General features: G+C 73.4%; 7 protein-coding genes. All 7 read left to right on the top strand.

Going from position 1 to position 12,439, the window contains the following annotated elements:
- Nucleotides 1-57: 57 nt before the first annotated feature.
- The 7 genes from ACFWEJ_RS10280 (at nt 58) to ACFWEJ_RS10250 (ending at nt 12,418) form a co-directional block, all read left to right on the top strand.
- The gene (locus tag ACFWEJ_RS10280) at nt 58-939 is read left to right on the top strand and encodes a family 16 glycosylhydrolase (RefSeq protein WP_377229106.1); all 882 of its coding nucleotides are present in this window, start codon (nt 58-60) and stop codon (nt 937-939) included.
- A gap of 132 nt (nt 940-1,071) precedes the next feature.
- Nucleotides 1,072-3,411 carry a phosphoribosylformylglycinamidine synthase subunit PurL gene (gene purL, locus ACFWEJ_RS10275; protein WP_377229105.1) on the top strand — a complete coding sequence of 780 codons (2,340 nt, stop codon included), beginning with the start codon at nt 1,072-1,074 and terminating at the stop codon, nt 3,409-3,411.
- Between the two features lie 75 nt (nt 3,412-3,486).
- On the top strand, nt 3,487-4,449 hold the full coding sequence (locus ACFWEJ_RS10270) for an endonuclease/exonuclease/phosphatase family protein (protein WP_377229104.1): 963 nt from the start codon (nt 3,487-3,489) through the stop codon (nt 4,447-4,449).
- 48 nt (nt 4,450-4,497) lie between these two features.
- Nucleotides 4,498-6,873, top strand: coding sequence for an RNB domain-containing ribonuclease (locus tag ACFWEJ_RS10265; protein WP_377229103.1), 2,376 nt, complete (start codon nt 4,498-4,500; stop codon nt 6,871-6,873).
- A 25-nt stretch (nt 6,874-6,898) separates the two neighbouring features.
- A complete protein-coding gene (locus ACFWEJ_RS10260) occupies nt 6,899-7,087 on the top strand; it encodes a hypothetical protein (protein WP_377229102.1) in 189 nt (62 codons plus the stop codon).
- Complete coding sequence (locus ACFWEJ_RS10255) at nt 7,087-7,503, top strand: sterol carrier family protein (RefSeq protein ID WP_377229101.1); 417 nt, start codon at nt 7,087-7,089, stop codon at nt 7,501-7,503. The genes ACFWEJ_RS10260 and ACFWEJ_RS10255 overlap by 1 nt, the downstream gene beginning before the upstream one ends.
- Before the next feature lie 358 nt (nt 7,504-7,861).
- Nucleotides 7,862-12,418, top strand: coding sequence for an ExeM/NucH family extracellular endonuclease (locus tag ACFWEJ_RS10250; RefSeq protein ID WP_377229121.1), 4,557 nt, complete (start codon nt 7,862-7,864; stop codon nt 12,416-12,418).
- Nucleotides 12,419-12,439 lie beyond the last annotated feature (21 nt).

Raw genomic sequence — 12,439 nt, 5'->3', positions numbered from 1 at the left:
CGGGTGAAAAGTAGCGTCGCGGGCAACGGGAGACACATGTTCGCGAAGGAGCGACCGATGCGTACCACCAGACACCGCACCATCCGCAGCACGGTCACGGCGACCGCCGCCCTGACCCTGGTCCTGTCCGCCTCGCTCGTCGCCTCCGCGGCGACGCAGAAGGCGCCCGACGGCGGTTCCGCCCCGTCCGCACAGGACGTCGCGCCCGCCGCCGCGGGCGCCCTGACCTGGTCGGACGAGTTCGACGGCGCCGCGGGCAGCGCCCCGAACCCGGCCAGCTGGAACCAGGAGACGGGCGGAGGGGGCTGGGGCAACAACGAGCTGCAGACGTACACGAGCTCGCGCGACAACTCGGCCCTCGACGGCAACGGGAACCTCGTCATCACGGCCCGCCAGGACGGGAACGGCGGGTACACGTCGGCGCGCCTGACCACCGCGGGCAAGGTGGAGCCCACCTACGGCCGCGTCGAGGCCCGCATCAAGATCCCCCGCGGGCAGGGCATCTGGCCCGCCTTCTGGATGCTCGGCGGCCAGATCGACTCCGGGGTGCCGTGGCCGAGCTCCGGCGAGATCGACATCATGGAGAACGTCGGCTACGAGCCGCACATGGTGCACGGCACCATCCACGGACCGGGCTACTCCGGCGGCGCCGGGATCGGCGCCGCGTACACGCACCCGCAGGGCTGGTCCTTCGCCGACGACTTCCACACCTTCGCGGTGGACCGCGCCCCCGGACGCATCACCTGGTCGGTCGACGGGAACGTCTACCAGACCCGCACCACGGCCGACACGGGCGGCAACCAGTGGGTCTTCGACCAGCCGTTCTTCATGCTGCTGAACGTCGCGGTGGGCGGCAACTGGCCCGGCTACCCCGACGGCACCACGCAGTTCCCGCAGCAGATGGTCGTCGACTACGTCCGGGTCTACGACCAGGGCTGACCCACCCGCCACGGGTCAGACGTACAGGGTCACAGGAGGGACCTGTACGTCTGACACGTGATGGCGGGCCCACGTCGTAGACTGGCGGGGCGCTCCGGCGCCCAGAAACCTACCCCGCACGCGAGGAACTACATGACCGCGCCCGCGTCCCAGGCACCCTCCCGCCCGACTCCCGCCGTTCCGTCACTGGACACGGTCGAGGCCGCCGCAGCCACACCCGACGAGGTGCAGCCGTACGGCGAGCTCGGACTCAAGGAGGACGAGTACCAGCGCATCAAGGACATCCTGGGCCGCCGCCCCACCGCGGCCGAGCTCGCGATGTACTCCGTGATGTGGAGCGAGCACTGCTCGTACAAGTCGTCGAAGGTGCACCTGAGCAAGTTCGGCGAGAAGGTGACCGACGAGATGAAGGAGCACCTCCTCGTCGGCATCGGTGAGAACGCCGGCGTCGTCGACATCGGCGACGGCTGGGCCGTCACCTTCAAGGTCGAGTCGCACAACCACCCGTCGTTCGTCGAGCCCTACCAGGGCGCCGCGACCGGTGTGGGCGGCATCGTCCGCGACATCATCTCGATGGGCGCGCGCCCCGTGGCGGTCATGGACCAGCTGCGCTTCGGCGCCGTCGACCACCCCGACACCGCGCGCGTCGTGCACGGCGTCGTCTCGGGCGTGGGCGGCTACGGCAACTCCCTCGGCCTGCCGAACATCGGCGGCGAGCTCGTCTTCGACGGCTCCTACCAGGGCAACCCGCTGGTCAACGCGCTCTGCCTCGGCGTGCTGCGGCACGAGGACATCCACCTCGCCAACGCGACCGGCCTCGGCAACAAGGTCGTGCTGTTCGGCGCCCGCACGGGCGGCGACGGCATCGGCGGCGCCTCGATCCTCGCGTCCGAGACGTTCGAGGACGGCGTCCCCGCCAAGCGCCCCAGCGTCCAGGTGGGCGACCCCTTCATGGAGAAGGTGCTCATCGAGTGCTGCCTGGAGCTGTTCTCGGCCAGGGTCGTCGAGGGCATCCAGGACCTCGGCGCCGCGGGCATCTCCTGCGCCACCTCGGAGCTCGCCTCCAACGGTGACGGCGGCATGCACGTGGACCTCGACGACGTGCTGCTGCGCGACCCCACGCTGAACGCCGGCGAGATCCTCATGTCGGAGTCGCAGGAGCGCATGATGGCCGTCGTGCGGCCCGACCAGCTCGACGCGTTCCTCGCGATCACGGGCAAGTGGGAGGTCGAGACCGCCGTCATCGGCGAGGTCAACGGCTCCGGCCGCCTCACGATCGACCACCACGGCCAGCGGATCGTGGACGTCGACCCGAAGACCGTGGCGCACGAGGGGCCCGTCTACGAGCGGCCCTACGCCCGTCCGGCCTGGCAGGACGGCCTCCAGGCCGACACGACGACGGCCGCGGGCCTCGCCCGCCCGGCGTCCGGCGAGGAGCTGCGGGAGACGGCGCTGAGGCTGCTGGCCTCGCCCAACCTCGCCTCCAAGGCGTGGGTCACCAACCAGTACGACCGCTTCGTCCAGGGCAACACGGCGCTCGCCCAGCCCGACGACGGCGGCGTCGTCCGCGTCGACGAGACCACGGGCCTCGGCGTCGCGCTCGCGACCGACGCGAACGGCCGGTACGGCAAGCTCGACCCGCGTGCCGGCGCTGCGCTGGCGCTCGCCGAGGCCTACCGGAACGTCGCCACGGCCGGCGCCGCGCCGCTGGCCGTGACGGACTGCCTGAACTTCGGCTCGCCGGAGCACCCGGACTCGATGTGGCAGCTCGTCGAGGCGATCGAGGGCCTCGCCGACGCCTGCCAGGAGCTCGGTGTCCCGGTCACCGGCGGAAACGTCTCCCTCTACAACGGCACGGGCGAGCCGGGCCAGATCGACTCGTCGATCCACCCGACCCCCGTGGTCGGCGTGCTCGGCGTGCTCGACGACGTGAGCACCGCGCTCTCGTCCGGCTGGCAGACCGAGGGGCTGTCGCTCCTCCTGCTCGGCACCACGCGGGACGAGCTCGACGGCTCGGCCTGGGCCGACGTCGTGCACTCGCACCTCGGTGGCGTGCCGCCGCGGGTGGACCTGGCCGCCGAGAAGGCGCTGGCCTCCGCGCTCGTCGAGGCGCGCAGGACCGGCCTCGCCGCCGCCGCGCACGACCTGTCCGAGGGCGGCCTCGTCCAGACGCTGATCGAGGCCTCGCTGCGGTTCGGCGTCGGCGCCTCGGTGGCGCTGGAGGGCGTGACGGGCCGCGACAAGGTGGACCCGTTCGTGGCGCTGTTCTCGGAGTCGACCGGCCGCGTGGTCGTCGCCGTCGACCCGGAGCACGAGGGCGAGCTGACCCACCTGGCCGAGGACGCCGGCGTGCCGGTGCTCCGCCTGGGCACCACCGGCGGCGACGCCCTGGTGGTCGAGGGCCACTTCGAGCTCCCGCTCGACGAGGCCCGCACGGCTCACGAGGGAACCCTCCCGCGCATCTTCGGCTGATCCGAGGAGCCTTGACCAGCCGCTGAGACCTGGCGGCTGGTCAAGGCCCTTCCGGGCAGCCGATAGGGTCCGGGGGTGCGATTTGTCCGTGGCCTCATCTCCCTCGTGCTCTGGATCATCGCGATCCCCCTGCTCCTCGTGGCGCTCGCCAGGGTGCTCCCGTTCGACAACGTGGTGCCTCTGCCCCAGCTCGTCGCGTTCACGCCGTGGGCCACGCTCGCGACGCTGCCGCTGCTGATCGTCGCGCTGTTCTCGCGCCGCTGGGTGCTGACCTCGCTGCTCGGGCTCTCGTTCGCGGGCTTCCTGTTCTGGATGGTGCCCTTCTTCCTGCCGCCGGAGTCGTCCACGGCGGCCGACCCGGACGACGCGGGCACGCTGCGGGTCATGACGGTGAACGCGCTGTACGGCCGGGCCGACGCCGAGACCGTGGTGGGGCTCGTGAAGTCCCAGAACGTCGAGGTGCTCTCGGTCCAGGAGCTCACGCCCGACTTCGAGCAGGCCCTGGCGGACGCCGGCCTCGACGAGCTGCTGGTGCACAGCTTCACCGTCCCCGCCGAGGACACTCCTGCGGGCAGCGGGCTCTGGTCGACCACCGAGCTGACCGAGGTGCAGCAGATGAGCGGCACCACCTTCGCGACGCCGTCGGCCCTGGTCGACGTGGGCGGGACCGACGTCCGCGTCACCGTCGTGCACCCGTACCCGCCCATGCCGGAGGACGTCACCACCTGGCGCACCGAGCTCGTCGAGCTCACGGAGAAGGTCCACGAGGACGAGGCGCCGCAGATCCTGGCCGGCGACTTCAACGCCGGCTACGACCACGCGACCTTCCGCGACCTGCTCGGCTCGCGCTTCCTGGACGCGACCCGCGAGTGGGGTGCGGGCCCGACCGTGACCTGGCCGGAGGGCAGCCGAGTGCCGGCGCTCTTCGCGCTGGACCACGTGGTGGTGGAGAAGGACATGCTCGTCTCCGACGTGGTGTCCATGCAGGTCCCCGGGACCGACCACCGGGCGCTGGTGGCGACCGTCGTCGTCGAATAGCACAGCGACACCGCGCGGGGAGCGCGGAACCGGCTTATGTTCGCAGTTGTGCCCACCCGTCAGATGCGCCTCGCGCCCGCCGCCACCGACGACGTGAGTGGTGCCCTCGCGGCTCTTCGCGCCGAGGTCGGCCTGCCCGCGATGTTCCCGCAGGACGTGCTCGAGGAGGCTCTCGCGGCCGCCGGGCACGACGTCTCCGCCGGCCGGACCGACCGCCGCGACATCGCGTTCGTCACCATCGACCCGCCCGGTTCCAAGGACCTGGACCAGGCGGTCCACGTGGAACAGTCCGGCGAGGGCTACGTGGTGCACTACGCCATCGCGGACCTGGGCGCCTTCGTGGCCCCGGGCGGCGCGATCGACGCGGAGGTGCACCGGCGCGGCATGACCGTCTACGGGCCCGACGCCCGCACGCCGCTCCACCCGAAGGTGCTGTCCGAGGGCGCGGCGAGCCTGCTGCCCGAGGAGGACCGCCCGGCCGTCCTGTGGACGGTGACCCTCGACTCGCGCGGCATCATCAAGGGCGCCGCGCTGGAGCGCGCGTACGTGCGCAGCCGCGAGCGGCTCACGTACGCCGAGGTGCAGTCGACCCTCGACGCGGGCACGGCGAGCGAGTCGCTGCAGCTCCTGGCCGACGTCGGCCGCCTGCGCCAGTCGCTGGAGCTCGCGCGCGGCGGCGTCTCGCTGTCGGTTCCAGAGCAGGAGGTGGAGCGGCGCGAGGACGGCACCTACACGCTGTCGTTCCGGCGCAACCTCCCGGTCGAGGAGTGGAACGCGCAGATCTCGCTGCTCACGGGCATCGCCGCCGCGCACCTCATGCGGGAGGCGGGCGTGGGCATCCTGCGCACCCTCCCCGAGGCCGACCCGCGCGACCTGGCCCGGCTGCACCGCACCGCGCGTGCGCTCGGCATCGACTGGCCGGACGACCTCCCGTACGCGCGCCTCGTCCCCACGCTCGTCTCGCGCATCCCCGAGCACGCGGCGTTCCTCAACGAGGCGACCACGCTCTTCCGCGGCGCCGGGTACGTCGCCTTCGGCATGCCGGGGCCCGACGGCGCCGTCGTGCCGACGCCCGAGAACACCCGGCACGCCGCCATCGCCGCCGACTACGCACACGTCACGGCGCCGCTGCGCCGCCTCGTGGACCGGTACGCGACCGAGGTCTGCCTCGCCGTCTCCGCCGGCACCCCCGTGCCCCCGTGGGTGCTGGAGGCGCTGCCCGCCCTGCCCGCCGTCATGGCCGAGACCGGCCGCCGCGCCTCGTCGTTCGAGCGCGAGTGCGTGGACATCGTCGAGGCGTCGCTCCTCGCGGACCGCCTGGGCGAGGAGTTCGACGGCGTGGTGGTCGACGTCGACGACCAGGACAAGGAGCTGCAGCGGGGCGAGGTCGTGCTGCGCGACCCGGCCGTGCGGGCGCGCGTGGTGGGTCCCGCGCTGCCCCTGGGCGACGAGGTGCGGGTCCAGCTCGCCGAGGCCGACGTCGCCGAGCGGCGCGTGACGTTCACCCTTGGCGGTCCGCTGGCCGGCCGGGCGGCGGACGTCGCCGGTCGGGCCGAGCACCGAGCAGCCGGCGCGGCCGGCGCCCCGGAGCCCGGCGGACGGCGCGCGGCCCGGCGCGCCTCGGGCACGAGCGGCCGCGCCGCTGCCCCGACGCCGGCGGCTGACGGCCCGGTCCCCGCGCCCGAGGCGGCCGTGGAGGCGCGGGCACCGGAGCCACACGCGCAGGCGGAGCCGCGCCCGGCGCCGGGGCAGCACGCGGGCCCGGCGCTGCGCTCGCAGCACCAGGCCGAGCCGTGGAGCCGGCCCGAGCCCTTGCTCGCGCCCGAGCCGCTGCCGGCGTCCGAGCCGCTGCACGCGCGCCAGCCGTTCTCCGATTCGCAGCCAATGCCCCCATCGCACCCGTTCCCCGCATCGCAGCCGCTGCCCGAACCGCAGCCCCGCCCTGAACCGCAGCTCCGCTCGCGGGCGGAGCGCAGGCGCTGGTCCGAGCCGATGGTGGCCGCCGACCCGTGGCAGCGGCCGGAGCCGAGCCCCAGCCCGCAGCCCCGCCCGGTCCCGCGGCCGCGTCCGACACCGCAGCCGCGCCCCGAGCCCGCACCGCCGCAGCCGCAGCCACAGCCGCCCGCGTTCCGGCCGACGGTGTCCGAGGTCCCTCGCCGCGTGCGGCGCGCCGACTACCCGCCGATCAGCCGGCCGGTCCGGCCCCAGGTCCGGGACGAGATGCCGCTGTCGGAACCCTGGCCGCGGCACGCGCCGGGCGCCGGGCCGCTGTCCCAGCCCGTGCCGGCGGTGCGGACGGGTGGCCTGCCGCGCGTCGTGCAGGTCGCGAGCTTCCCCTCTGTGGCCTCGCGCGAGCTGCCGATGGTCGTGGCGGCGGACCTGCTCGCGGTCGAGGGCCCGACGCCCGACGTGTACCGGTACTGAGGCGACGGTCGGCCATACTGACCCCATGACCAATGCTGTTCCTGGTGCCGCCTGGCGCGCGGGCGCCGTCGCCGTGCTCGGCGCGGCCCTGCTGACCGGCTGCACTTCGTCGGACGGCACGAGCAAGGCCATGTTCGTCGTGCCCGGCACCGACTTCACGAGCCTTGAGCAGTCCGGCTGGACGCGGCTCGGCGACTTCCTGGCGGTGCGGTAGTGCCCCCGCGGCGCCGGACCGACCCGGCGGCCGGACGCGCCGCCGTCGCCGTCTGGGCCCGGGGCGAGGCGGAGCGCCGGGACGTCACCACGGCCGTGCGGTTCACGCTGGAGGAGCTCGCCTCGGTCGCGCCGGGCAACTCCGTCGAGGTGCGCGTGCCGCCCGCGGGAGCGGTGCAGGCCGTGCCCGGGCCGCGGCACACGCGCGGCACCCCGCCGAACGTGGTCGAGACCGACCCGGAGACCTGGCTCGGCCTGGCCACGGGCACTCTCATCTGGGCGGACGTCGTCGCGGACGGGCGGGTGCGCGCCTCGGGCGACCGCTCCGACATCTCGCACCTGCTGCCGCTGACCGCTGGACGCCGGGCGGCGTCGGGGGCGGGCGGCGAGCCGGGGTCTCCGGTCCTACCCGGGTGAACCCTGCGCCGGCGGCGTGTACCGGGCGGTGATGTCGGTGACACCCGCTAGCCTCGGCGTCGATCTCGTGGCTCGGCCGCGGGCAGGTTCACCCGGCGCCGGGACCTCAGTTTTCCCGGCGGGTGCCCGACCGTAACCGCCGGTTCACGAGGCAGTGATTGGTTGGTGCCGCTCGTGCCGGACCGCCTGCGCAACTGATGCGCGCCCGGCCGCGGCGATGCCGCCGAGCACGTCGTCCAGCAGCAGTGCACTCCACCCCGACCCTCGGTCGGCTATTGCAGAAGGAGTCAGCGTGAGACCCAGCACGCTCCGGTCCCCGCGACCGCACCCCCGACCCCGTGGGAGAGCCGCCGTCGCCGTGGCCCTCTCCGCGGCACTCACCGTGCCCGCGACGGCGGCCGTCGCCGCGCCCGCGGCCACGGCTGACGGCCCGGACTCCGGGCACGTCGTCATCAGCGAGGCCTACCTCGTGGGCGGCAGCTCCGGCCAGCCGTACCGCAACAAGTTCGTGGAGCTGTACAACCCGACGGACGAGCCGGTCAGCGTCGACGGCTGGTCGGTCCAGTACAAGTCCGCGACGGGCGCGTCGTTCTCCGGGATCACCGCGCTGAGCGGCACCATCGCCGCCGGCGGCCACTACCTGGTGCAGGGCGCCTCGAACGCCGCCAACGGCGAGCCCCTCCCCACGCCGGACGCCGTCGGCAGCCTCAACCTGAGCGGCACGGCGGGCGTCATCGCGCTCGCGTCGCAGGCCACCGCCGTCACGCCCGCCAAGGGCGCCGTGCCGGCCGCGGGCGCCGCGGGCGTCGTCGACCTGCTCGGCTACGGCACCGCCGACACGTTCGAGACCGCCCAGGGCCCGGCCGGCCAGGGCACCGGCGTGGTCGGATCGCTGGAGCGCACGGGCGACGCGGGCGACAACTCGGCGGACTTCGTGTTCGGCACCGAGGTCACCCCCACCAACGGTGAGGGCTCCGAGCCCGAGCCCAGCCCCAGCCCGTCCGTGCCGGCCGAGCCCGGCGAGGTCACCCCGATCGCCGAGATCCAGGGCACGGGCGACACCAGCCCGCTGGTCGGCGACACGGTCACGACGCAGGGCGTCGTCACCGCCGTCTACCCGACCGGTGGCTTCAACGGCCTCTACCTGCAGACCGCCGGCACCGGCGGCGGCGCGGACTCGACGCCCGGCGCGTCGGACGCCGTCTTCGTGTTCTCGGCGGCGGCCGCCGCCGACCTCTCGGCGGGCGACCACGTGGAGGTCACCGGCGTCGTGTCGGAGTTCAACGGCCTCACGGAGCTCACGCCGTCGTCGGGCGGCTGGACCGTCCTGGACGAGCCCGCGACGGTCGAGCCGACCGTGACCGCCTGGCCCGCCACCGCGGCCGGCCGCGAGGCGCTCGAGGGCATGCTGCTCGCGCCGCAGGGCGAGTTCACGGTGACGGACAACTACGACACCAACTACTACGGCACGGTCGGGCTGGCGGCGGGCGACAGCCCGCTGGTGCAGCCCACCACGGCGGGGCGTCCCGGTTCGGCGGAGTACGACGCGCAGGTCGCGGACAACGCGGCGCGCGCCGTGCTGCTCGACGACGGCTCGTCCACGAACTACAACTCGACCGCGAACAAGTCGAAGCCGCTGCCCTACCTGACCGGCGGCGCGCCGCTCCGGGTGGGCGCGGCCGTCACGTTCACGCGCCCGGTCGTCCTGGACTACCGGTTCGACGCGTGGGGCTTCCAGCCGACGTCGGCCCTGACGCCGGACGTCGCCGACGCCGTGCAGCCCGCGACCTTCGAGAACACTCGCGAGGACGCGCCCGCCGAGGTGGGCGGCGACCTGGAGGTCGCGACGTTCAACGTGCTGAACTACTTCACCACCACGGGCGACGAGCTCACGGGCTGCACGTACTACACCGACCGCGCGGGTGACCCCGTCACCGTCTCGGGCGGCTGCGACGCCCGCGGCGCGGCCGAGGAGGAGGACCTGCAGCGGCAGCAGACCAAGATCGTCGCGGCGATCTCGGCGCTCGGCGCGGACGTCGTCGCGCTGCTGGAGATCGAGAACACCGCCTCGCTGGGTGGTCCCCGCGACCAGGCCCTGGGCGACCTGGTGGACGCGCTGAACGTCGCCGAGGGTGCCGGCACGTGGGCCTACGTGGCCTCCCCGGCCGAGGTGCCCGACACCGAGGACGTCATCCGCAACGCCTTCATCTACCGGACCGCCACCGCGGAGCCGGTCGGTGGCTCGACGATCCTCGTCGGCGACGAGGCGTTCCAGAACGCCCGTCAGCCGCTGGCCCAGACGTTCCAGCCCGCTGACGGCGCCGCCGGCGCCGGTGACGACGTCGTGGTGATCGCGAACCACTTCAAGTCGAAGGGCTCGGCCGGACCGTGGCCCGGCGACGCCGACCAGGGCGACGGCCAGGGTGCGTCGAACGAGTCCCGCACCCGCCAGGCGACGTCCCTCGTGGCGTTCGCCGAGGACCGGGCCGCTGATGCCGGGACCGACAAGGTGCTGCTCGTCGGTGACTTCAACTCGTACGAGCAGGAGGACCCCATCCAGGTCCTCACCGAGGCCGGCTACACCGACCTCGGCCCCACCACGGGCGAGTACTCGTACAACTTCGACGGCATGGTCGGCTCGCTCGACCACGTGCTGGCCTCCCCGGCCGCGGCCGAGGCCGTGTCCGGCACGGACATCTGGAACATCAACGCGTACGAGCCGGTGGCGAACGAGTACAGCCGCTACAACTACAACGCGACGATCCTCTACGACGAGACGCCCTTCCGGTCGTCCGACCACGACCCGGTCCTGGTGGGCCTGGACCTGGGCGACACCACCACCGAGCCCGGCTCGGTGGACCTGGACCTCGTGGCCATCAACGACTTCCACGGCCGGATCGACGGCAACACCGTGAACTTCGCGGGCACCGTGGAGCAGCTGCGGGCGCAGAACCCCGAGGGCACCGCGTTCGTCTCGGCCGGTGACAACATCGGCGCCTCGCTGTTCGCCTCCGCGCTGCAGCAGGACCAGCCGACGATCGACGTGCTGAACGCGCTGGGCCTGAAGACCTCCGCGGTCGGCAACCACGAGTTCGACCAGGGCATGTCCGACCTGACCGGCCGCGTCACCGACGCCGCCGACTGGGACTACCTCGGCGCCAACGTCTACGACGAGGCGACGGGGGAGCCGGCCCTGCCCGAGTACCAGGTGGTCCCGGTGAACGGTGTCGACGTCGGCTTCGTCGGCGTGGTCACCGAGGAGACGCCCACGCTGGTCACGCCCTCGGGCATCGAGGGCCTGGAGTTCGGCGACCCGGTCGAGGCGCTGAACCGCGTCACCGACGAGCTGCTCGACGGCGACGCCGCGAACGGCGAGGCGGACGTGGTCGTGGCTCTCGCGCACGACGGCGCGAGCGCGGGCACGCCCGACGGCGCCACCCTTGAGGAGGAGATCGCCGCCGGCGGCCCCTTCGCCGACCTCGTGCAGAACACCGACCCGCGCGTCGCGGCCATCTTCACCGGCCACACGCACAAGCAGTACGCGTGGGATGCCCCGGTCCCGGGTGCGGCGGGGGAGACCCGGCCGATCATCCAGACCGGCAACTACGGCGAGTTCCTGGGCCACGTCTCCCTCACCGTGGACACGGAGACGTTCGACGTCACCGACTACACGGTCGAGAACGTGGCGCGCACGACCACCCCGGCCGCGGAGCTGATCGCGACGTACCCGGCGGTCGCCGAGGTCGACTCGATCGTGGACGCCGCGCTGGCCGAGGCCGAGCAGATCGGCGCGCAGCCGATCGGCAAGGTGACGGCCGACGTGACCACGGCGTTCGCGGGCGGCTCGTACACCGACGGCGGCTACGCCGGCGGCAACCGGGACGACCGCGCGTCGGAGTCGGCGCTCGGCAACCTCGTGGCGAACTCGCTGCGTGACTCGCTCTCCGCGGACGAGCGGGGCGGCGCCGACATCGGCGTCGTCAACCCGGGCGGCCTGCGCAACGAGCTCTACTTCGGCGAGGACGGGATCATCACCTACGCCGAGGCCAACGCGGTGCTGCCGTTCGTCAACAACCTGTGGACGATCACGCTCACGGGTGCGCAGCTCGACACCCTGCTCGAGGAGCAGTGGCAGACGGACGCGAACGGCAACCGCCCGTCGCGCCCGTACCTGGCGCTGGGGCTGTCCGACAACGTGTCGTACACCACGACCACGGCCGACCCGAACGCGACGCCGGGCGACAACGTCTCGTCGATCACGATCGACGGCGTGCCCGTGGACCCCGCCGCGGAGTACCGGATCGCGACGTTCTCGTTCCTGATCTCGGGCGGCGACAACTTCCGGGCCTTCACCGAGGGCACGGACGGTCGCGACTCGGGTCTGGTGGACCGTGACGCCTGGATCACGTACCTCAAGGACTCGGCCCCGGTCACGCCGAGCTTCGCCCGCACCCGCACGGTGGCCTCGGCGCTGCCGGGCACGGTCCAGGCCGGCACGGCGACGACGGTCGGCCTGTCCGGCCTGAACCTGACCTCGCTCGGGGCACCGCAGAACACGGGCGTCGAGACGTTCCTGGTCCCGTCGGGCGGCGCCCCGTCGGACGGCGTCCCGCTCGGCACCGGCACGGTGACGAACGGCGCGACGTCGACGTCGGTCACCATCCCGGCGAACACCGCCGCCGGCCAGTACCAGCTCGTGGTGCAGGCGTCGCCGTCGGGCACCACGGCCCGGCTGCCGATCACCGTCGAGGCCGCGGAGCCCGAGGAGCCGCAGGCTCCCGCGTGGGTGCCGTGGAAGCTCTACTGGTGGGGTGACACCGTGTCCTACAAGGGCAAGGTCTACGAGGCGACCCGGCCGACGATCCTCCAGATCCCGGGCTTCAAGAAGCACGGTCCCTGGAAGCTGATCGGCTGACCCGAGAAGGGCCGCTCCGCC

Source organism: Promicromonospora sp. NPDC060204 (genome assembly GCF_042728455.1).
Lineage (GTDB): Bacteria > Actinomycetota > Actinomycetes > Actinomycetales > Cellulomonadaceae > Promicromonospora.
This window is presented reverse-complemented; position numbering and strand designations above follow the sequence as displayed.

Bases quoted from the DNA above. Each gene is read 5' to 3' on its own strand.
- ACFWEJ_RS10280 (WP_377229106.1), top strand. From the start codon at position 58: ATGCGTACCACCAGACACCGCACCATCCGCAGCACGGTCACGGCGACC.
- ACFWEJ_RS10260 (WP_377229102.1), top strand. From the start codon at position 6,899: ATGACCAATGCTGTTCCTGGTGCCGCCTGGCGCGCGGGCGCCGTCGCC.
- purL (WP_377229105.1), top strand. From the start codon at position 1,072: ATGACCGCGCCCGCGTCCCAGGCACCCTCCCGCCCGACTCCCGCCGTT.